This is a genomic window from Polaromonas sp. P3_B4 (assembly GCF_056402835.1).
In genome coordinates this window covers 846,958-867,106 of the sequence record NZ_JBFUGQ010000001.1, presented here as the reverse complement: position 1 = coordinate 867,106, position 20,149 = coordinate 846,958, and the positions used below count along the sequence as shown (strand labels likewise).

Here is a 20,149-nt window from a genome sequence, read left to right as displayed (position 1 = left end):
GGGCCGGCATCGCGGCTGCATCACAATACCCGCCATGGCTGCAGCACGCGTTTGGGACATTTTTTGCAAAGTCATCGACAACTTCGGGGACATTGGTGTGTGCTGGCGTCTGGCCGCCGACCTGGCCTCGCGCGGGCACAAGGTGCGGCTCTGGGTGGATGACGCATCCGCGCTGACATGGATGGCCCCCGGGAGCTGTAAAGGCGTACAGGTATTTCCCTGGCCATCCGGTGAACAGCCCCTGAACCTGGACGCCGCAGGGCTCGCCGGGCAACCCTGCGATGTGCTGATCGAGGCCTTCGGCTGTGAAGTTGCTCCTGATTTCATAGCTGCTTGCGCTCGTCTGCATTGGGCTGGAGGCCAAAAACCCGTCTGGATCAATCTCGAATACCTGTCTGCCGAGGACTACGTGGGGCGCTCCCACGCCATGCCTTCGCCGGTACAAGGCGGACCGGCTGCCGGCTGGACCAAGTGGTTTTTCTACCCGGGCTTCACGGCTGATACCGGCGGGCTGCTGCGTGAGTCAGGCCTGCAGGACAAGCAGGCAGGCTTTGACCGCGCCGGCTGGCTGAAAACCCACGGAATCCACTGGGGTGGCGAAACCCTGGTGTCCCTGTTTTGCTATGAGCCCCCCGCGCTCGAAGGCCTGCTGGCGCAATTTACGGAACACGGCTTGCAAGGCAAACCGGTGCATCTGCTGGTGGCCGCGGGGCGTGCCGCCAACGCCGTTCGTGCCCTGTATGATGATAAGAATCGGCTGCAACCCAATAAGGGCGGGCGCAAGCAGCTATCAATTTCATACCTCCCCCTGCTGACGCAAACCGGGTTTGACCACCTGCTCTGGGCCTCGGACCTGAACTTCGTGCGCGGCGAGGACTCGGTGGTGCGGGCGCTTTGGGCAGGCAAGCCTTTCGTCTGGCACATCTATCCGCAGCATGACAACGCCCACCTGGCCAAACTGCAGGCCTTCCTGGACATGCTCCAGGCGCCGCCCTCCCTGCGGGCTTTTCACGCCGCCTGGAACGGCAAAACAGCGCCGCCACCTACCGCCGGCGGCCCGGCGCCCTTCCCCATTGACCTGCCGGCCTGGCAAGCAACAGCCCAGACGGCCCGCTCCCGCCTGATGGCCCAAGACGACCTGGGCACCCGGCTGCTCGGTTTCGTGACAAAAAAACGTTAAAATCATAGGCTTTGCAGAACAGCCTGAAGGTCGACCAGACTTTGGCGTCCTGCACAACCCGCCGCGGAACCTGCACACCGGTGCATGCGTTTAGCGGCCTACTCAGTGAAACTGCTATGAAAATCGCTCAAGAAATCCGCGCCGGCAACGTCATCATGAACGGCAAAGACCCGATGGTGGTGCTCAAGACCGAATACAGCCGCGGCGGGCGCAATTCCGCCACCGTGCGGATGAAGCTCAAAAGCCTGGTCGCCAACTTCAACACCGAAGTCGTGTTCAAGGCCGACGACAAGATTGATCAGGTCATTCTGGACAAAAAGGATTGCACCTACTCTTACTTCGCCGATCCGCTGTATGTCTGCATGGACTCCGAGTACAACCAGTACGAAGTCGAAGCGGAAAACATGGGCGATTCGCTCAACTACCTGCAGGACGGTATGGAACTGGAAGTGGTGTTCTACGACGGCAAGGCGATCTCGGTCGAACTGCCCACCAGCGTTCAGCGCGAAATCACCTGGACTGAACCCGCCGTCAAGGGCGATACCTCCGGCAAGGTTCTGAAACCCGCCAAGCTCGCTACCGGCTTTGAAATCGGCGTGCCGATTTTTGTGGCCCAGGGCGACCTGGTTGAAATTGACACCCGCACCGGTGAATATCGCAAGCGCGTGTAATCCCGCTTCTGCCCTCCGCAAAAAGGCTCCTCACGGAGCCTTTTTTTGCTTGTGCGGGCCCCAGTTCCCGAAAAGCAGCCGCCCCGCCTGATCGTTCACAATAAGCTCATGGAACAAAAACAAGACTTATCCGTCAGCCGCCTGGCCAACGCCTGGGCCGAACTGCAGGCCCACGCACGGGAAGGCACACCGCTGGAAGCCGACGCCTCGCGGCTGGCATTTGCCGACCCGGAGTTTTTGCTGCGGCGTGAAACACGCGGGATCCGCTTCCAGCTGGAACTGCTTAAACCCGACCTGGAACAGCAGGCCCATGGCATTGAAAACACAGTGGTCGTTTTCGGCAGCGCCAGGTTTCGCAGCGAGGAAGATTCCGTCACCATGGTGGCCGAAGCCGAGGCAGGTGGTGATGCCGAAACCATAGACCGCGCGCGAAAACTGGCGCGCAATGCCCACTATTACGAAAAAGCCCGCGCCTTCGGCAAGCTGGTGGCGCAGTACAGCGAGACAAAACCGCCCGAGACCAAGCTCTTCATCTGCACCGGCGGCGGCCCGGGCATCATGCAGGCAGCCAACCGGGGCGCGCACGAGGCCGGCGGGCTCAGTGTGGGCCTGGCGATCGCCCTGCCCATGGAGGAAGCCGCCAACCCTTATGTGCCGCCTGAGCTGTCATTCAAGTTTCACTACTTCGCGCTGCGCAAAATGCATTTCATGATGCGTGCCAAGGCGCTTGTGGTGTTTCCGGGTGGTTTCGGCACGCTCGACGAACTGTTCGAAGTCATCACGCTGGTGCAGACCCGCAAGGCCAAGCCGGTGCCCATCATCCTTTTTGGCAGCAGCTACTGGAAGCGCCTGCTCAACACCGACATGCTGGTGGAAGAAGGCGTGATCTCGCCCAACGACCTCAAGCTCTTTCAGTACGTGGACGACGCACAGGTCGCCTGGGACCTGATCAAGGATTTTTACCGTCTGTAGGCCCGGTTTCGGGATGGTGCCCGCCATGGGCAGACATGCTGTCCTTGAGCAGCCACGCCGCGCGTGAACCCGCGCCTACCATGGCCCCGGTGACCCAGAAGACCCCGCCAATTCCCATCAACGCACCGGCGGAGCCAAACAACATGGGCATCACCACGCTGGACGCATTGATCGCCATCAGGCGCAGCCCCAGCGCTTCGCCGTGGCGTGCTTCCGGTGTGATCTGGTGCAGCATGCTCATCACCATGGGTTGCACCATGCCCAGCGCAAGGCCCAACAGGATGGAGCACAGGCCCATGCCGATCGCCGAATGCATCAACGGGTAGATGCCGAACAGTGCGGCTGTCGCCAGCATGGAGACCGCCAGCACCTTCCACTCGCGCAGATGGGCCGCCACCAGCGGCATCACCATGCGGATCAAAGCCGCGGCCACCGCAAACGATCCCAGGATGGTGCCTATGACCGAAGCACTGATGCCGCGCTCAAAACCCAGCACCGGCACCACAAAGGTGTGGACGTCCCAGCAGGACGACAAAAACCAGTTCACCAGCATGAGGCGGCGAAAGTTGGCCTGGCGCAGCAAATCCCAGGCCTTGGGCTGCACCCCGCCGCTGGCGGCAATCACCGGCGGGAGCTCGCGCGTCTTGCGTACCAGGAACCAGCAGGCCAGCGGCAGGATCGCCATCAGCAAAAACGCCGCGCGGTAGCCGGAAGTGCTTCCCGGCACGGCACCCACATGGTCGATCAGCAGGCCGGCGGAAAACGGTCCAATGAAATTGGATACCGCCGGACCAATGGCCAGCCAGCTGAACACCTGGCGCAACTCCAGTGCGCCGACCGCCGCGCGGCCCACGTGGCGCTGCAGGGAAATCACTGCTGCGCCGGTGGCGCCGCCCGTGAGCAGCGCCGCCAGACACAGCACCGGGAACACCGGAAAGGCCACCGCAGCCCCGGCTCCCAGCACCGCAGCGAAGACGCTATACCGGATCGGGCGCCTGAGGCCATGCCGGTCGGCGAAACGGCCGGCCGGCAACGCCAGGAAGACTTGCGTCAGGGCAAACAATGCAAGCAGCACTCCCACCGCCGCGGGGCTGTAGCCCTCGCGCAACGCCAGCAGCGGCGCCGCCATGCGCGTGCCGGCCATGCAGGCGTGCAGGCAAATCTGCGCCACGATCAGGCGTGCGAGTTCAGGCGTCATGACGCACAGCTCATGCGGTGCGCATCAGATGTTGTCCAGGTCTTTGTCAAGCGGGTCCAATGGGAGCAGGCGGGCAGAATCGATTTCCGGGAGCGCTTCGACATTGCGCAGGGCTTTGCCCATGACACGGCTGCGCTGCTCGGCACTGCTCAGTGTGTTGAGCACGGTTTCGGTCTGCGACTTGACCTTGGCCAGCACGTCGCCGAACTTGCCGAACTCTGTCTTCACCGCACCCAGCACCTGCCAGACTTCGCTGGAACGTTTTTCCAGCGCCAACGTGCGAAAACCCATCTGCAGTGAATTGAGCATGGCCAGCAGCGTTGTCGGGCCGGCCAGCGTGACACGGTGGTCGCGCTGCAGGAACTCCATCAGGCCGGGCCGGCGCAGCACTTCGGCATAGAGGCCCTCAGTCGGCAAAAAAAGAATCGCAAAATCGGTGGTGTAAGGCGGGTCTATGTATTTCTCGGAGATCGACTTGGCCTCCAGGCGTATGCGCGTCTCCAGCGCTTTGCCGGCGATTTCAGCACCCAGCACGTCGGCGCGCTGCTGCGCATCCAGCAGGCGCTCGTAGTCTTCGTTCGGAAATTTCGCGTCGATGGGCAGCCACAGAGGTTCACCCGAATCAGACCGGCCCGGCAGCTTGATGGCGAAGTCGACCGGATTCTTGCCGCCGCGGCGGGTAATGACCTGGGCCGCGTACTGGTCGACGGTGAACACCTGTTCCAGCAAGGCCGACAGTTGCGCTTCGCCGAAGATGCCGCGTGTTTTCACATTGGTGAGCAAATGCTTGAGGTCGCCCACGCCCTGCGCCAGCGTCTGCATTTCACCCAGGCCCTTGTGCACCTGCTCGAGCCGGTCGGCCACCTGCTTGAAACTTTCGCCCAGGCGCGTCTCCAGCGTCGTCTGCAGTTTCTCGTCGACCGTCTTGCGCATCTCATCGAGCTTGGCCGAATTGGTTTGCTGCAGTTGCGCCAGCTGTTTTTCCAGGGTCTCGCGCACTTCACCCATGCGCCTGGCGTTGGACTCGCTGACGGACTGCAGCTGAGTGGTCAGGGTATCCGACAGCGTCTTTTGCAGCAGGGTGAGTTGCTGCGAAAACGCGTCGATCTGCGTGTTCTGCGTGCGGATCGCTTCGGCGCTTTGCTGCACCAGCGTTTGCTGGAAGGTGGCGAAGGTAGTCGCCAATTCCTGCCGGCTGCTGCGCGAGTTGTCACCGATTTCGCGCCGCAATTCGCGCTCGAGCTTGTCGTGGCCTGCCGCGATGTTCGCCAGCAGCTCGATGCGGCCCGTATCCGCTGGTTCGGCGGGCTTACGCACCAGCAGCCAGACCAGCAACAGCAGGTTGGCCACCAACAAGGCAATCATCAGCCAGGATTCCATCATGTGTTCATTGTCCGCTTGCTGCCTTCTTCTTGCTTATTTGCCGGCAAGTACCGCGGGGTTGAGCGGGGTCAGCGGCTTCTTGCCGCCGAAATATGCGATCAGGTTGTCGGCAGCCAGCCCGGCCATGGCAAGGCGCGTGGGAATGGTGGCGCTGGCGATATGCGGCGTCAACACCACATTGGGCACGGTCAACAAATCAGGATGCACCTTGGGCTCGCCCTCGAACACATCGAGCCCGGCCGCTGCGATGCGCTTGCTCTTCAAGGCCGCAGCGAGTGCGGCATCGTCGACGATACCGCCGCGCGCGATGTTGATCAGGTTGGCAGTGGGTTTCATCAATGCCAGTTCTGCGGCGCCAATGGTGTGGTGGGATGAAGGCGAATACGGCAGTACCAGCACGAGGTGATCTGCGGTCTTGAGCAGTTCTTCCTTGCCGACGTAGCTGGCTTTGCATTCTGCCTCCAGCGTTGCATCCAGGCGCGAGCGGTTGTGGTAAATCACCTTCATGCCAAATCCATGGGCACCGCGTTTGGCAATGCCCTGCCCTATGCGTCCCATGCCCAGGATGCCCAGCGTCGCGCCGTGGATGTCGGAGCCCGCAAACATGTCGTAGCTCCATTTGGTCCATTTGCCGGCGCGCAGGTAATGCTCGCTTTCGGTCACGCGACGGGCCGTGGCCATCAGCAGGGCAAAACCGAAATCAGCGGTGGTTTCGGTCAGGACATCCGGGGCATTGGTGGCCAGCACGCCGGCAGCGGTCATGGCGTCGATGTCGAAGTTGTTGTAGCCCACCGCCATGTTGGCGCAAATTTTGAGCCCCGGGCAGGCGGCCAGCACCTCCGCGTCGATTTTGTCGCCGCCCGTGGTGAAGGCGCCGTCCTTTCCCTTGAGGCGCTCGGTGAGGTGGGCCTTGGACCAGGTCTCGTCGGCCTGGTTGGATTCAACCTCGAAATGCTGCTCCAGGCGGGCAATGACTTCGGGAAAAACTGCGCGGGCAACAAGAATTTTGGGCTTGCTCATGAAAAATTACTTCCTTACTTGAACCAGATAAAGGTCATGATGACGAAGAGCGGCACCAGGATAGAGCAGGACCAGGCCATGTAACCGAAGAAACCGGGCATCTTGATGCCGCGGTCTTCCGCGATGGCCTTGACCATGAGGTTGGGCGCATTGCCGATATAGGTGTTCGCGCCCATAAAAACCGCGCCTGCCGAGATCGCAGCCAGCGTCGGTGCCAGTGTGGTCATCAGCGTGGCCGGATCACCCCCTGCGGTGTTGAAGAACACCAGGTAGGTGGGCGCGTTGTCCAGGAATGAGCTGAGAAAGCCAGCGGCCCAGAAATACATCGCCGGATCGGGCTGGCCGTCCGGTCGCGTCACAGCCGAAACCACGGAACCAAAAGGACCATTGACGCCTGCTTTGAGCATGGCGATCACCGGGATGATGGTGAGGAAAATGCCGGCAAATAATTTGGCGACTTCCACCATCGGCCCCCAGGAAAACTGGTTGTCCGCATGTACTTTTTCCGCAGTGATCTTGAGCGACAGGAACGTCACCAGCACAAGGCCAACATCGCGCACGAGGCCCGGCAAGCCGACTTCCGTCCCCATGAGATGAAAGGAGGCGGGTGACTTCCAGAAGCCGCTGAGCAGCACCAGGGCCACGATCGCCGCCAGAAGCGCGAAGTTGGCCGCACCGTCAAACCCAAACTGCCGGGTGTCCGGCGTAGGGTCTACTTTCAGCACACCTTCACGGCGAAAGAACCAGCCATCCAGCGCGTAGAAGATGGCCAGCAGGCTGCCCACCAGAAAAAGCGTCTCCGGAAATATCTGTTTGACCGTCCAGAAAAAATCAACGCCCTTCAAGAAGCCAAGGAACAGGGGTGGATCGCCCAATGGCGTGAGTGAACCGCCTGCATTGGACACAATGAAAATAAAAAACACAATCACATGGGCTCTGTGCACGCGATTGTCATTGGCCCGGATAAGGGGCCTCAGCATCAGCATCGATGCACCGGTGGTGCCCATAAAGCTCGCCAGCACGGCGCCAATGACCAGGATCGCAACGTTCAAGGCCGGACTGCCGTGCAGGTTGCCGCGAATATGGATCCCGCCAGCCACCGTGAACAGCGCAACCAACAGCACAATAAAGGGGATGTATTCGGCCAGCAGCGCGTGCACCAAGCCGGAAAAAGCAGCAGAGCCACCGTACAGCGCGGCAAACGGCACAAAAAAGGCCAGCGTCCACGCTACAGCAACCTTGCCATAGTGGTGGTGCCAGAAAGAAGGCGCCAGCAGCGGCATGACTGCAATCGACAGCAAAATTCCAGCGAACGGCACCGCCCACAAGGCTGACAGCCGGCTACCGTCAAGTTCAGCGGCAAACGAGAGGCTTGGCAATAACAAAAGCAGCGCCAGCGCCACCAGCTGTTGTGGAGGTTTCATGATGTTCCGGTTCTTTTTTATCGTTACGCATCCATGCTAGACATGCCAATCGGACGGATGAAAGTCATGCAATCTCAAACACCTGCCGCAAATACGCCAGGTATTTTTCGTCGTCGCACATGTTCTTGGAAGGTGTGTCAGACAGCTTGGCCACGGGTTGGCCGTTGCAGCGGATCATCTTGATCACGATCTGCAGCGGCTCGTAGCCCAGGTCATTGGTGAGGTTGGTGCCGATGCCGAAGGCCAGCTGGCAGCGGCCCCTGAACTGCTGGTACAGCTCGATGGTGCGCGGCACCGTCAGGCCGTCGCTGAAAATCAGCGTCTTGGTCTGCGGGTCGACCCGGTTCTTGGTGTAGTGCGCAAGCATGCGCTCGCCCCACTGGAACGGGTCGCCGCTGTCGTGGCGGGCGCCGTCAAACAGCTTGCAGAAGTACATGTCGAAATCGCGCAGGAAGGCACTCATGCCGTAAACGTCCGACAACGCGATCCCGAGGTCGCCCCGGTATTCCTTGGCCCATGACTCGAAGCCAAAGACCTGGCTGTCACGCAGACGCGGCCCCAGCGCCTGGCAGGCCTGAAGGTATTCATGCGCCATGGTGCCCAGCGGCGTCAGGCCGAGCTTCATGGCGAACAGCACATTGCTGGTGCCGGCGAACTGGCCGCCCACCCCCGTGCCCAGCCGCGTCACCAGGGTGCGCAGCACTTCTTCGTGCCAGGCTTTGCCAAACCGGCGGCGTGTACCGTAATCGGCGATCTTGAGCGTTCGCAGGCCTTGCGTCTGCAGCTCGCCAATTTTGGTCTCCAGGCGCTTGCGCCCCTCGGCCAGGTTCGCCTTCTTTTGCGTGTTGCGAAAGTAGACCTCATTGATGATGGCCAGCACCGGAATCTCAAAGAGGATGGTGTGCAGCCAGGGGCCCTTGATGGACACGTCGATCTCGCCCGAAGGCAAGGCCGTGACGCTGACGTACTTTTCATTGAGCCGGAAGATACCGAGGAAGTCGACAAAATCGCTCTTTATGAAGCGCATGGCCTTGAGGTAAGCCAGCTCGGCATCCTGGAAACGCAAGCTGCACAGGCCACGGATTTCTTCCCGTATCTCGGTCACATAGGGCGCCAGATCACCAATACCCGGAGCGCCGGCGTTGCGGCACTTGAAGCGGTATTCCACCTCGGCGCCCGGAAACTGGTGCAAGACCACCTGCATCATGGTGAACTTGTACAGATCGGTGTCGAGCAGGCTGGTGATGATCATGGGGATCGCTTGAGGGCCGCGGCGCCAGGGCGCCTTGGCGGTTAATCAGGTGAACAGGCCCGGCGCCAATGCCGCACCGGGGCCTTCTTCAACTCGCGCCAGCTCAGGTACCGAGAAAATCCACTTCAAACAGCAAGGTGGCATTCGGTGGAATCACGCCGCCTGCCCCACGCGCGCCATAGCCCAGCTCTGCCGGAATAACGAGGCGGCGCGTGCCGCCTACCGACATGCCTTGCACGCCTTCATCCCAGCCGCGGATCACTTGCCCCGCGCCAAGGGAAAACTCGAACGGCTGGCCGCGGTCCTTGCTGGAGTCGAACTTCGCGCCCTGGACGCCGTTGTTATAGAGCCAGCCCGTGTAGTGAACCTTGACATGCTGCCCCGCCTTGGCGATGGCACCGGTGCCCAGCACGGTGTCTTCGTATTGCAGGCCGGAAGGTGTGGTGGTGAGATTCATGATGCGGTCCTTCTAAAACAGGTGAAAACAAAAAAAGCAGAGCCCAAACAGGCAAAAAGAAATCGCGTCTTTTCGCGAATCCCTGACTTTACCCGCAACACCTAAACCAGCCGGCGCGTGCGGGGATGCAGTAGCGCCGCTTCTGGCTTCTAGTCGAGCCAGGTGGTGAATTCCGAAGCCGGGACCCGCGGTGTACGAAAGGTGTTGACGCGCGCCGTTTCATCGGCATAACCCAACGCCATGCCGCACACCAGCATTTCGCCCTCACCCGCGCCGATGTGCGGGAGGATGATCCGGGAAAAACCGTTCCAGGCTGCTTGCGGGCAGGTGTGCAAACCCAGGCCACGCGCGGCCACCATGAGGTTTTGCATGAACATGCCGTAGTCGACCAGCGAGCCCCGACCCATCACGCGGTCCAGCGTGAACATCAGGCCCACGGGTGCATCGAACAGCTGGAAGTTGCGGTGATGCTGTGCATGCATCTTGTCCTTGTCACCCTTGGTGATGCCCAGCAGGCCGTAGAGGCCCCATCCGTTTTCGCGGCGGCGGTCGATGTAGGGCGACACCCATTTCTCGGGGTAGTAGTCGTATTCTTCTTTGTATTCGGTGGCCAGCACGGGGTTGGCGTATATCGCATCATGGGCCTGACAGACTTTTTCCACCAGCATGTCCCGGCTGGCGCCCTGCAGCACATAGACCTTCCAGGGCTGGGTGTTGGTGCCAGAAGGCGCGCGGCTGGCCACTTCCAGCAGATGGGCGATGGTCTCGCGTGGCACCGGCCGGGGCAAAAACTGGCGTATTGACTGGCGGCTGACGATGGCTTCGTCCACCGCATTGCGTGCGTCGCCTGCGCGGCGCGGGGTGATATAGGGAAGCACGGGCGGTGCCTGGGTCATCGGAGGGTCTCCAGTACAGAAAGCAGTTCGGGGGGCAGCGACGCAGGCCTGCGCGTGGCGCGGTCGACATACACATGGATGAAATGGCCCCGGGCAGCGCACAGCGCACCCTCATCGCCGGGGAACAGGGCCACTTCGTAGCGCACGCTGGACGAGCCGACGTGTGCCACACGGATGCCTGCGACCACCGGATCCGGAAAGGCCAGCGGCGCGAAGTAATTGCATTGGGTTTCGATCACCAGGCCGATCACGCTGCCGGCGTGGATGTCGATGGCGCCGCGCTCAATCAGGAGGCCGTTGACGGCGGTATCGAACCAGCTGTAATAGACGACGTTGTTGACGTGACCGTAAACATCGTTGTCGGACCAGCGGGTGCCGATGTCGCGAAAGGCTTTATAGGCGCTGCGGGCTTCAGCCTGCGGGCGTGTCGGGGAGGTCATGAGAACCTATTTTGCCAGCGTGCACCTGGCCAGGCTCAAGGCGGGCTTCTGGATGGACGGCCGGGCTAACGGCGGGTCTGATCGGAAGTGGCTCGCGCCCCAGCAATTCCGGCAAGCGATTGGGTGAAGGCATATTGTCCCGCTGCAGCAAAATCCAGTGCCCATACGAGAAAGGCGAAAAGTGCAGGACGTCGCACACATGCGCGCCCAGGCGTGCCGCCCAGTTGGGCGTTGGAATCTGCAGCGCAGGGGTGGCCGTATAGTCGGCGCGAAGTTCACGCAGGTACTCCGCGTAACCGTAACGGCGAATTCCGCCGAGTTCAACCTCGCGGTGGCCCGCCAGGGAAGAAAGAGCCGCAAGCGCAGCAAATGCTTTCCCAAGATCGGTGGCAGCCATCGCCGCAATACCGCCGCGCGCACCGCGCGGAATAAATTGCACCGGCGAGCGCGACAAGCCGCGCAGCCAGCGGGCGCCAAAGCCGCCCTCGCCGTCGAGCAAGGAAGGCCGCACGATGGCGTAGTCGCTGCCCGACGCCGCGATGGCGTGCTCACCCAGCAGCTTGCTCGACAAAAACCGGCTTTTGGCGCCTGCGTGCAAGCCCAGGGCCGAGGTATGAATCAGTCGAATGCCGGCGCCGGCGCAAGCGACGGCCAGCGCCGCCGGTGCGCGGTGATGCACATGGTCATACGACTCATTCGGCCGCTGGCGCAGGATGCCCACGCAATTGACGACCACATCCACATCCTTCAGCAGGGTTGTCCACGCATCGGGCTGCAACAGCTGCTCAAAGCGCACAGGGCGCAAGACAGCAAAAGGATAGGCCTCTTCGTGGCGCGAAGGATGGCGGCTGCCGATCGAAACCTGCGCGCCCGACGTGTGCAGCGCCGCGACGGCATGGCGGCCGATAAAGCCGGTGCCGCCCAACACGAGTACGCGGAGGGCGTGGGCAGCATGGGCTGCGCTATCTTTCTGGGAATCCCTCGGGTGTGGCTGCATGTTCTTGTTGCTATTAGCTTGTTTTATTTCGTGGCCACCTGGGATGGCCTTGGCAATGTAGCAGCAATCCCCGTTGGATCAGCCTCGCTACGGATTCCAGCGCTTCCAGTATTCAAGCGCCACCCGGTAGGTGTTCATCTGCACCTGCACGGTTTCGTCGATGTTGATGCCATAGCCACCCGCCATGGAAAACGCCAGCGGGATGCGGCGCTGCCAGGCCCAGTCGAAGACGCGCCGGTCGCGCGCCTCCAGACCGTCAAAACTCAGGGCCAGCCGTCCCAGGCGGTCGCCCACGTACGGATCGGCGCCCGCCAGGAACAGCACCAGCCCCGGCTCAAAGCGCCGCTCCAGCTCGTCAAGCGCGTGCTCCAGCGCCTGCAGATAGGCTGCATCGCCGCAGCCGTCCGGCAAGTCCACATCGAGGTCGCTGGCTTCTTTTCGAAACGGGAAATTCTTTTGCCCATGCAACGACAGCGTGAACACGCTGGTGTCCGCGGCAAAGATGCTGGCAGTGCCGTTACCCTGGTGCACATCCAGATCGATGATGGCGACCTGCAGCGGTTTGCGCTCGTGGCGGTGCAGCCGCGCCCACTCTGCCTGCATGAGCCTGGCGGCCACCGCCGCATCGTTGAAAACGCAGAAGCCGCCGCCTTTGTGCGCATACGAGTGATGCGTGCCTCCGGCCAGGTTGGCTGCAACGCCTTCGCCCTGTTTGCCTCCAGGCCCCATCGCCATGCGGGCCGCTGCAACGGTGGCGCCGGCAGAGCGGCGCGCGCGCTCGGCCATGCCCAGGCTCCAGGGAAAGCCGATCTCGCGCTGGGCAGGCGCCGGCAAGGTTCCGTGGGTGATGGCGTCTATATAAGCGGGCGTGTGAACAAGGGCGAGCTCACCATCGGTGGCGGCCGGTGCCTGTGCCATTCGAACGGCCGGCAGTTCGTTGACCAGGCGGTCGCGCAACAGCCGGTACTTGGCCATGGGAAAACGGTGCCCAAGCGGCAGCGGCAATACGAAGTTGTCGGCGTAAAAAGCTTGCAAGATGAGAAGCGAGGAAGGGTTTCAACGATTGTGGCCTGAAGGGGCAACAACCGTCATGTAGTACCGAGCGCGGGAAAGCATGGACTTTTGGATACTTTTGCACTCTGTTTTCGGAGTACAAATAGGGCTCGACATCTAAAATGGTGCAGTGCAACAAAAACCGCTTGCAATGCCTCGGCCAATGCCTATACTTGGGGTCATGTTGCAGTGCAGCAATTCAGCGCAAAGCAACTATTGACCCGACGACTCATTAACTTATATCTGGAGATTAATTATGCTGACCGCTGAACAAATCATGGCCTCCCACAAAGCCAACATCGAAACCCTGTTTGGTCTGACCCACAAAGCCTTCGAAGGCGTTGAAAAACTGGTCGAACTGAACGTGCAAGCCACCAAGGCTGCCCTTGCTGAAACCGCCAACCACGCACAAGCCGTGATGGGCGTGAAAGACGCGCAAGAACTGATGGCCCTGCAAGCCGGCCTGGTCCAGCCCCTGGCTGAAAAGACCGCCGCTTACAGCCGTCACCTGTATGACATCGCTTCGGCTGCTGGTGCTGAACTGGGCAAGACCCTGGAAGGCCAAACCGCTGATGCACAGAAGAAGTTTGTCGGCCTGGTCGACAACGCTGCCAAAAACGCGCCAGCCGGTTCCGAAACCGCCGTTGCCGTGATGAAGAGCGCTGTTGCTGCCGCGAACAACGCATTCGAATCCATGCAAAAGGCTGTCAAGCAAGCCAGCGAAATGGCTGAAGCCAACTTCAACACCGTGGCTGCATCCGCAGTGAGCGCCACGAAAACCGCTTCCAAGAAGCGTTAATTGTTATTCATTGTTCCCGCACCTTCTGCGGGAACGACCGGAGCCTGATCCCGGAACCTTGCGTAACAGCACGATTCCAGACCGCTTGTCTCCTCGGATCCATTCGAAATTCATTTTCACGGATCCAGTTAAGCCCAATCGCAAGATTGGGCTTTTTTTTGCCTGGCGTATCCAGATTTAGGCCATTTAAGCGTTCTACCCAATAGGGACGAGCGCAAGCAGCTATCAAAAGAATAGCAACTACCTGGCCACCGCCACACCCGCCGCGGCCAGTTTGGCCTTCAGCTGGGGCAGCGCGGCCAGCATGGCGGCACGGCCTGAGTCGATGGCGCGCTGCCGTGCAGAGAAGTCGGCGCTTTTCAGGCCCGTAAGCGACGGACGGACCACAATGTCAGCATCCTTGAGCTCGTACTGGTTGATGCTTTTGCCCATGATGGCAAAGGTCTGCAGCAGGATTTGCAACGTGTCGCCGGCAAGGTTGGCTTCGGGCGGGCTGGAGATGTCGACGGCAATCACGACGTCGGCGCCCATCTGCCTGGCAAAGCGCACAGGCACCGGTGAGACCAGGCCGCCGTCGACATACTCGCGGCCGTTGATCTTGACGGGCACGAACACGGCCGGCACTGCACTGGATGCGCGCACTGCTGTGCCGGTATCGCCGCGCTGGAACAACACGGCCTGACCGCTGTTGAGGTCGGTGGCGACGATGCCCAGCGGAATGACCATGTTCTCCATCAGCCGGTTGGCCACCAGGTCGTTGACATAGCGGGCCAACGCGTCACCGCGGAACATGCCGCGGCCGATGATCGGCAGCATCCAGTCGGTGATGGCAACTTCCTCCATGTTCAGCGCGGTCTGCTGCAGCTGCGCGCTGGTCTTGCCGCTGGCATACAGCGCCGCCACCAGGCTGCCGGCCGACGTGCCGACCACCAGCTGCGGCTTGAGCCCGGCCTCCTCCAGCACGGCGATCACGCCCACGTGGGCAAAGCCGCGTGCGGCGCCCCCGCCCAGCGCCAGGCCGATGCGCGGCGGCTTTCTGGCGGCCTCTACCGGCAGTGGTGCCACGGGTGCGCCCGGACCGGGCGGCGCTGTAGTGCAGCCGGCAAACAGCGATAAACCCGCAGCCAGGCAGATGCCCGCCAGCCAGTCTGGCCCTAGCGAAGGCTTGCGCAACGTAGGGGGACTACCAAGAATGATTCTTATTTGCTTTATCATGGCCGGGCTTTAAAAATACCAGTAAGGAAGTGGAAAGTTATGTACAAAAAAGTGGTTCTCTCGTCGCTGATGCTGCTGGCAGGCTTGGCTTCGGCGCAGGAACAGGTGGTCAACTTGTATTCTGCCCGCCATTACCAGACCGACGAAAAGCTCTACAGCGACTTCACTAAAGCCACCGGGATCAAGGTCAACCGCGTGGACGCGGATGACGCCGGCATTTTGGCGCGCCTGAAGGCCGAAGGCACGGCCTCTCCTGCCGACGTGATTTTGCTGGTCGATGCCGCGCGCCTGCACAAGGGCGATATAGACGGTCTCTTCAAGCCCATCAAATCGACCGCCCTCGAAGCTGCCATCCCGGCCAAGCTGCGCGCCAAGGAAACTGCCGAAGGCACGACCTGGTTCGGCTTTTCGACGCGCGCCCGCGTTGTGGTGTTTGACAAGCTCAAGGTCAAAAAAGCCGACGTGGATACCTATGAGGAGCTGGCTGACCCGAAGAACAAGGGCCTGCTGTGCACCCGTTCGGGCGCGCACCCCTACAACCTGTCGCTCTTCGGCGCGGTGACCGAGCATCTGGGCGAAGCCAAGGCCGAGCAATGGCTCAAGGGCCTGGTGGCGAACATGGCGCGTGACCCCAAGGGCGGCGACAGCGACCAGATCAAGGCCGTGGCCAGCGGCGAATGCGGCATTGCTCTGACCAACACCTACTACCTGGCGCGCATCATGCGTTCCAACGCGCCTGAAGACAAAGTCGTGGCCGACCGCGTGGGCGTGGTCTTCCCCAACCAGGACAGCTGGGGCACGCACGTGAATATCGCCGGCGCTGCCGTTGCCAAAAATGCCAAGAACACGGCCAATGCCGTCAAGTTCATGGAATACCTGGCGAGCCCGAGCGCGCAGGAGTATTTTGCCAATGGCAATAACGAATGGGCCGCCGTTCCGGGCCTGGGTGTGAGCAACCCGGCTCTCAAAGCCATGACACCATCGGGCAACGGCAGCTTCAAATCGGAAACCATCCCGATCAGCGCCGTGGGCAACAACCAGCTCAAGGTGCAGCAGATGCTGGATCGCGTCGGCTACAAGTAAGCCAACGCCGCACTGTTACGAAAAGCCCGGCCACCGAAAGGCGCCGGGCTTTTTTCATCGCCGGGCCGTCCCTAGATGAAAACGCCCCCTCGGGAGACAACGACCACACGAAGTGAAGGAGCGTGGGGGTAATTTCATGCGCCATAATTGACGTTTACGTTAACGTCACCCAAAACGTTCACGCAATCTCTTCAAAGTCTCTCCATCTTCATCAAGGAACCACCATGGAAATCGCAGGCAAAGTATTCATCGTCACCGGCGGCGCATCGGGCCTGGGTGAAGGCACGGCACGCATGCTGGTGGCCAATGGTGCGAAAGTCGTGATCGCCGACATGCAGGCGGACAAAGGCGAAGCCATCGCCAAAGAACTGGGCGCGGACAAAGCCGCTTTCGTCAAATGCGACGTAAGCCAGGAAGCCGACGGCCAGGCCGCGGTGGCCAAGGCGGTTGCCATGGGCAAGCTGATGGGCCTGGTGAACTGTGCCGGCATTGCACCCGCCGAGAAAACCGTAGGCAAAAACGGCGCGCACAGCCTGGGCGCATTCAGCAAAACCATCACCGTCAATCTGGTGGGCAGCTTCAACATGATCCGCCTGGCGGCCGACGCCATGTGCAAGAACGACCCGGAAGCGACCGGCGAGCGCGGCGTACTGATCTCTACCGCCTCTGTGGCAGCCTACGACGGCCAGATCGGCCAGGCGGCCTACAGCGCCTCCAAGGGCGGCATTGTCGGCATGACCTTGCCGATCGCCCGCGACCTGGCACGCAACGGCATCCGCAACATGACGATTGCGCCCGGCATTTTCGGCACGCCCATGCTCTTTGGCATGCCGCAGGAAGTGCAGGACTCGCTGGCCGCGGGCGTGCCCTTCCCCTCGCGCTTGGGCACACCGCAAGACTATGCGCGCCTGGCCAAACACATCATCGAAAACGACATGCTCAATGGTGAAGTGATTCGCCTGGACGGCGCGATTCGCCTCGCACCACGTTGAGCCTAGGCCGCAGGCGGGTGCAGCGCTGCCAGCCGTTCGGTCAGCAGCGCTGAAAGCCGTTCAATCACCTCGTTGACGCGGGCCGGCACATAGCGCCGGCTGGGCACCACCGCATAAAGCGGCGCCGGCTCACCCAGGTGACCCGCAAAGAGGCGCACCAGCTTGCCGCTGGCCAAAGAGGCCATGAGGTCGATCTCGGACTGGTAGACGATGCCCCGCCCCTCCAGCGCCCACTGCAGCGCAATGGATGCGTCGTTACAGGCCAGCGGCCCAGCCACGCGCACCTGAAAAGGCGCGCTGGCCTCTCCCTGCAATTCGAACTGCCACTGATCCTGCCGGCGCTCGCGCACATGGCAAACCAGGCAGTCGTGCTGCACAAGCTCGCATGGCTCCAGCGGCGTGCCGCGGCGCGCCAGATAGTCCGGGGCCGCACAAGCCACGCGCCGGGCCGGCGCCAGCAGGCGCGCCGAATGGGTCGAATCCATCAGCGGCCCGTTGCGCAGGGCGATGTCGATGCCCTCGCGCACCAGGTCCACACGCGCATCGCTGATCTGCAGGTCGATTTCAATACCCGGGTGAGTGTTGGCAAATTCGGCCAGCCAGTAGGCCAGCATCTCGCGGGCCAGCATGGCTGTGGCGGTGATGCGGATGCTGCCCGTCAAGCCGAAGGTGCCGGCACGGACTTTGGCCTGGCCTTCGGACACCAGCTCGAGCGCGCGGCGGGCATGGTCGACCATGACAGCACCCTCGGCCGTGGGCCGCACGGCGCGTGTGGTTCGCTCAAACAGACGTACACCCAGCGAGGTTTCCAGCCGCTTGATCGCCGCACTGACGGCCGCTGTAGACAGCCGGCAGCGCTTGCCCGCTGCTGTAAGGCTGCCAGTTTCCGCCGTAGCCAGCAGCACGCGCAAGGCATCGAGATTGTCAAATTCCATGGAAGAGTGATTTCTCTGAAACGCCATTGTGAGGCGCGGGGCCGCTCGATATATTCAACAGCGCAGGCACAGGGTCCTGCCACAAGCTACAACTACATTCAAGGATATCGCATGAGACACGCCTTCCCGGCGCTGGCAGCCACCGCGCTGCTTGCCGCCTGCGCCAGCAGCCCCACCGCATTTAACTACCAGGTCCCCGCCGATGAAGTCGCGCGCGGCACCAAATACATGCAGCCCGAAGGCTCTTCGGGCTTCACCCCCAAGCCAGGCTGGGCCACCAAGACCTTCGCCGTGGCCGCCGCCAACCCGCTGGCCACCGATGCGGGTTACCAGGTACTCAAAGCCGGTGGTTCGGCCATCGACGCTGCAATTGCAGTGCAAATGGTGCTCACGCTGGTAGAGCCGCAGTCCAGCGGCATAGGCGGCGGCGCCTTCCTGCTGCACGCCAATGGCGGCAAGGTCGAGGCCTTTGACGGCCGCGAAACCGCGCCCGCTGCGGCGGACGAAAAACTGTTTATCGGCGCCGACGGCAAACCGATGCCGTTTTACGACGGCGTGGTTGGCGGGCGTTCCGTCGGTACGCCCGGCACGGTGCGCATGCTGGAGATGGCCCACAAGCAATACGGCCGCCTGCCCTGGGCCCAGCTCTTCGTGCCCGCCATCCAGCTCGCCGAAGGCGGCTTCAAGGTCAGCCCGCGGCTCAACACCTTGCTCAAGGGTGAAGTGCACCTGAAGAAGGATGTCACCGCCGCAGCCTATTTCTATAAAGCCGACGGTACCCCCGTCGATGTGGGTTCTGTCTTGCGCAACCCGGCGCTGGCCGACGTGCTGCGGCAAATCGCGGCGAGAGGTTCCAACGCGCTGCTCGAAGGCAAGGTCGCGCAAGCCATCGTCACCAAAGTGCAGGGCCACGCCACCAATCCCGGCAAGCTGACCCTGGGCGACCTGGCCGGCTACCAGCCCAAAAAACGCGACCCGATCTGCTCGGACTACAGCGCGGCCGGCAAGGCCTACCGCCTCTGCGGCATGCCGCCGCCCAGCTCGGGCGCGATTGCAGTCGGCCAAATCCTCGGCATCCTGAACAACACGCCGGCCGCCACGCTGGGCCTGGTCGCCGGCACCGGCGGTGTTCCCGGCTCGGTGTCGCCCACGCCTTCGGCCGACTGGCTGCACCTCTACACCGAGGCCTCGCGCCTGGCCTTTGCCGACCGTGCGCAATACCTGGGTGACCCTGACTTTGTGCAGCCGCCGGGCGGCAACTGGATGAGCCTGCTGGCCCCCGCTTATCTCAGTGAGCGCGCCAGGCTGATTCAGTCCACAGGCCCGAGCATGAAAACCGCAAAACCTGGCGTGCCGGGCGCCGTCACAACCGCCTACGCGCCCATGCCCGACCAGCCCGAGTACGGTACCTCGCACATCAGCATCATCGATGGCTACGGCAATGCCATCGCCATGACCACGACGATTGAAGACCAATTCGGCTCGCGCCTGATGACCGACGGCGGCACCGGAAAAGCTGGCGGCTTTTTGCTGAACAACGAACTGACCGACTTCAGCTTCGCCCCGACAGACGCCGAAGGCAAGCCCGTGGCCAACCGCGTGCAAGCCGGCAAACGCCCGCGCTCGTCGATGGCCCCCACGCTGGTGTTCGACAAAACCTCGGGGCAGCTCGTCATGAGCGGCGGCAGCCCCGGCGGCGCACTCATCATCCATTTCACCGCCAAAACCCTCTACGCCACACTGAACTGGGGCCTCAACGCCCAGCAGGCGATTGACCTGCCCAACTTCGCCTCGCTCAACGGCCCGAGCATCCTGGAAGAAAAACGTTTCTCGCCGGCCACCGTCGAGGCGCTGCGAAGCCGCGGCGCCGAGGTACGCGAACAAACCATGACCAGCGGCCTGCAAGCCATTCAGAGAACACCCGACGGATTCTTCGGCGGCGCCGATCCGCGACGGGAAGGCCTGGTGCTGGGCGACTGATCTCGGCACACCCCCGTCCAGGCTCACTGCGTATAGCCCCTTGCAGGGGGCGGCGCCTGCGGCCCGGCAAAGCCGCTTCCGCGGCTGCCCGCTTGTGAAATGCCCCACTGCTTGTGCCACTGACTCTTCAAGCCAGCATGAGCCGCGGGACTGGCTTTGCCAGACCGCAGGCGGGCGGCCCCCTCGGGGGGCAGGGAGCTAC

General features: G+C 62.0%; 19 protein-coding genes. 7 read left to right on the top strand and 12 right to left on the bottom strand.

Annotation, left to right across the window (positions count from 1 at the left end; genetic code table 11):
* Positions 1 to 34: 34 nt before the first annotated feature.
* From earP to AC1DVV_RS04240, 3 genes are all read left to right on the top strand, one after another.
* The gene (gene earP, locus AC1DVV_RS04250; protein ID WP_477701869.1) at positions 35 to 1,180 is read left to right on the top strand and encodes an elongation factor P maturation arginine rhamnosyltransferase EarP; all 1,146 of its coding nucleotides are present in this window, start codon (positions 35 to 37) and stop codon (positions 1,178 to 1,180) included.
* Positions 1,181 to 1,296: 116 nt separating this feature from the next.
* Positions 1,297 to 1,851: an elongation factor P gene (gene efp / locus AC1DVV_RS04245; protein WP_457278830.1), complete on the top strand. Its 555-nt coding sequence runs from the start codon at positions 1,297 to 1,299 to the stop codon at positions 1,849 to 1,851.
* A 108-nt stretch (positions 1,852 to 1,959) separates the two neighbouring features.
* Positions 1,960 to 2,823: an LOG family protein gene (locus tag AC1DVV_RS04240; RefSeq protein WP_457278831.1), complete on the top strand. Its 864-nt coding sequence runs from the start codon at positions 1,960 to 1,962 to the stop codon at positions 2,821 to 2,823.
* On the opposite strand, the gene AC1DVV_RS04235 is transcribed toward AC1DVV_RS04240, so the two are convergent.
* From AC1DVV_RS04235 to AC1DVV_RS04190, 10 genes are all read right to left on the bottom strand, one after another.
* Complete coding sequence (locus AC1DVV_RS04235; protein WP_477667120.1) at positions 2,801 to 4,021, bottom strand: MFS transporter; 1,221 nt, start codon at positions 4,019 to 4,021, stop codon at positions 2,801 to 2,803. The two genes, AC1DVV_RS04240 and AC1DVV_RS04235, sit on opposite strands and share 23 nt — an antisense overlap.
* Positions 4,022 to 4,045: 24 nt before the next feature.
* A complete protein-coding gene (locus tag AC1DVV_RS04230; protein WP_457279774.1) occupies positions 4,046 to 5,401 on the bottom strand; it encodes a DNA recombination protein RmuC in 1,356 nt (451 codons plus the stop codon).
* A gap of 36 nt (positions 5,402 to 5,437) precedes the next feature.
* Entirely contained in the window at positions 5,438 to 6,424 is a 987-nt protein-coding gene (locus AC1DVV_RS04225; protein WP_477688947.1) for a 2-hydroxyacid dehydrogenase, read from the bottom strand.
* Positions 6,425 to 6,438: 14 nt separating this feature from the next.
* Complete coding sequence (locus tag AC1DVV_RS04220; RefSeq protein WP_477701868.1) at positions 6,439 to 7,848, bottom strand: sodium:proton antiporter; 1,410 nt, start codon at positions 7,846 to 7,848, stop codon at positions 6,439 to 6,441.
* Between the two features lie 64 nt (positions 7,849 to 7,912).
* Positions 7,913 to 9,100, bottom strand: a complete 1,188-nt coding sequence (gene pncB / locus AC1DVV_RS04215) for a nicotinate phosphoribosyltransferase (protein ID WP_477688946.1) — start codon at positions 9,098 to 9,100, stop codon at positions 7,913 to 7,915.
* A gap of 103 nt (positions 9,101 to 9,203) precedes the next feature.
* Complete coding sequence (locus tag AC1DVV_RS04210) at positions 9,204 to 9,557, bottom strand: FKBP-type peptidyl-prolyl cis-trans isomerase (protein WP_457278836.1); 354 nt, start codon at positions 9,555 to 9,557, stop codon at positions 9,204 to 9,206.
* A gap of 149 nt (positions 9,558 to 9,706) precedes the next feature.
* Positions 9,707 to 10,453 carry a nitroreductase gene (locus tag AC1DVV_RS04205; RefSeq protein ID WP_477707114.1) on the bottom strand — a complete coding sequence of 249 codons (747 nt, stop codon included), beginning with the start codon at positions 10,451 to 10,453 and terminating at the stop codon, positions 9,707 to 9,709.
* Positions 10,450 to 10,893, bottom strand: coding sequence for an acyl-CoA thioesterase (locus AC1DVV_RS04200; RefSeq protein WP_457278838.1), 444 nt, complete (start codon positions 10,891 to 10,893; stop codon positions 10,450 to 10,452). Before AC1DVV_RS04200 ends, AC1DVV_RS04205 begins: the two co-directional genes overlap by 4 nt.
* Entirely contained in the window at positions 10,865 to 11,890 is a 1,026-nt protein-coding gene (locus AC1DVV_RS04195) for an NAD(P)H-binding protein (protein WP_477701866.1), read from the bottom strand. Before AC1DVV_RS04195 ends, AC1DVV_RS04200 begins: the two co-directional genes overlap by 29 nt.
* 87 nt (positions 11,891 to 11,977) lie before the next feature.
* Positions 11,978 to 12,925 carry a histone deacetylase family protein gene (locus AC1DVV_RS04190; RefSeq protein WP_477688942.1) on the bottom strand — a complete coding sequence of 316 codons (948 nt, stop codon included), beginning with the start codon at positions 12,923 to 12,925 and terminating at the stop codon, positions 11,978 to 11,980.
* 271 nt (positions 12,926 to 13,196) lie between these two features.
* Here AC1DVV_RS04190 and AC1DVV_RS04185 point away from each other — a divergent pair, with 271 nt between their 5' ends.
* Positions 13,197 to 13,742 (top strand): phasin family protein, encoded by a 546-nt coding sequence (locus AC1DVV_RS04185; protein ID WP_457279775.1) that lies wholly within the window; start codon positions 13,197 to 13,199, stop codon positions 13,740 to 13,742.
* Between the two features lie 240 nt (positions 13,743 to 13,982).
* Here the strand turns inward: AC1DVV_RS04185 and AC1DVV_RS04180 are convergent, their stop codons facing one another.
* Positions 13,983 to 14,876 (bottom strand): patatin-like phospholipase family protein, encoded by an 894-nt coding sequence (locus AC1DVV_RS04180; RefSeq protein ID WP_457279776.1) that lies wholly within the window; start codon positions 14,874 to 14,876, stop codon positions 13,983 to 13,985.
* Between the two features lie 120 nt (positions 14,877 to 14,996).
* Between AC1DVV_RS04180 and AC1DVV_RS04175 the strand changes: the two genes are divergently transcribed.
* Together AC1DVV_RS04175 and AC1DVV_RS04170 are read left to right on the top strand one after the other, a co-directional pair.
* Positions 14,997 to 16,040, top strand: a complete 1,044-nt coding sequence (locus AC1DVV_RS04175; protein ID WP_457278841.1) for an extracellular solute-binding protein — start codon at positions 14,997 to 14,999, stop codon at positions 16,038 to 16,040.
* A 224-nt stretch (positions 16,041 to 16,264) separates the two neighbouring features.
* Positions 16,265 to 17,032: a 3-hydroxyacyl-CoA dehydrogenase gene (locus tag AC1DVV_RS04170; protein ID WP_477688941.1), complete on the top strand. Its 768-nt coding sequence runs from the start codon at positions 16,265 to 16,267 to the stop codon at positions 17,030 to 17,032.
* 2 nt (positions 17,033 to 17,034) lie between these two features.
* On the opposite strand, the gene AC1DVV_RS04165 is transcribed toward AC1DVV_RS04170, so the two are convergent.
* Positions 17,035 to 17,967: a LysR family transcriptional regulator gene (locus AC1DVV_RS04165; RefSeq protein ID WP_457278843.1), complete on the bottom strand. Its 933-nt coding sequence runs from the start codon at positions 17,965 to 17,967 to the stop codon at positions 17,035 to 17,037.
* 111 nt (positions 17,968 to 18,078) lie between these two features.
* Between AC1DVV_RS04165 and AC1DVV_RS04160 the strand changes: the two genes are divergently transcribed.
* Positions 18,079 to 19,947: a gamma-glutamyltransferase family protein gene (locus AC1DVV_RS04160; protein WP_477667114.1), complete on the top strand. Its 1,869-nt coding sequence runs from the start codon at positions 18,079 to 18,081 to the stop codon at positions 19,945 to 19,947.
* The last annotated feature ends 202 nt before the right edge of the window (positions 19,948 to 20,149 follow it).

Coding starts and splice junctions, on each gene's coding strand:
- earP (WP_477701869.1), top strand. CDS start 35: ATGGCTGCAGCACGCGTTTGGGACATTTTTTGCAAAGTCATCGACAAC.
- efp (WP_457278830.1), top strand. CDS start 1,297: ATGAAAATCGCTCAAGAAATCCGCGCCGGCAACGTCATCATGAACGGC.
- AC1DVV_RS04240 (WP_457278831.1), top strand. CDS start 1,960: ATGGAACAAAAACAAGACTTATCCGTCAGCCGCCTGGCCAACGCCTGG.
- AC1DVV_RS04235 (WP_477667120.1), bottom strand. CDS start 4,021: ATGACGCCTGAACTCGCACGCCTGATCGTGGCGCAGATTTGCCTGCAC.
- AC1DVV_RS04230 (WP_457279774.1), bottom strand. CDS start 5,401: ATGGAATCCTGGCTGATGATTGCCTTGTTGGTGGCCAACCTGCTGTTG.
- AC1DVV_RS04225 (WP_477688947.1), bottom strand. CDS start 6,424: ATGAGCAAGCCCAAAATTCTTGTTGCCCGCGCAGTTTTTCCCGAAGTC.
- AC1DVV_RS04220 (WP_477701868.1), bottom strand. CDS start 7,848: ATGAAACCTCCACAACAGCTGGTGGCGCTGGCGCTGCTTTTGTTATTG.
- pncB (WP_477688946.1), bottom strand. CDS start 9,100: ATGATCATCACCAGCCTGCTCGACACCGATCTGTACAAGTTCACCATG.
- AC1DVV_RS04210 (WP_457278836.1), bottom strand. CDS start 9,557: ATGAATCTCACCACCACACCTTCCGGCCTGCAATACGAAGACACCGTG.
- AC1DVV_RS04205 (WP_477707114.1), bottom strand. CDS start 10,453: ATGACCCAGGCACCGCCCGTGCTTCCCTATATCACCCCGCGCCGCGCA.
- AC1DVV_RS04200 (WP_457278838.1), bottom strand. CDS start 10,893: ATGACCTCCCCGACACGCCCGCAGGCTGAAGCCCGCAGCGCCTATAAA.
- AC1DVV_RS04195 (WP_477701866.1), bottom strand. CDS start 11,890: ATGCAGCCACACCCGAGGGATTCCCAGAAAGATAGCGCAGCCCATGCT.
- AC1DVV_RS04175 (WP_457278841.1), top strand. CDS start 14,997: ATGTACAAAAAAGTGGTTCTCTCGTCGCTGATGCTGCTGGCAGGCTTG.
- AC1DVV_RS04170 (WP_477688941.1), top strand. CDS start 16,265: ATGGAAATCGCAGGCAAAGTATTCATCGTCACCGGCGGCGCATCGGGC.
- AC1DVV_RS04165 (WP_457278843.1), bottom strand. CDS start 17,967: ATGGAATTTGACAATCTCGATGCCTTGCGCGTGCTGCTGGCTACGGCG.
- AC1DVV_RS04160 (WP_477667114.1), top strand. CDS start 18,079: ATGAGACACGCCTTCCCGGCGCTGGCAGCCACCGCGCTGCTTGCCGCC.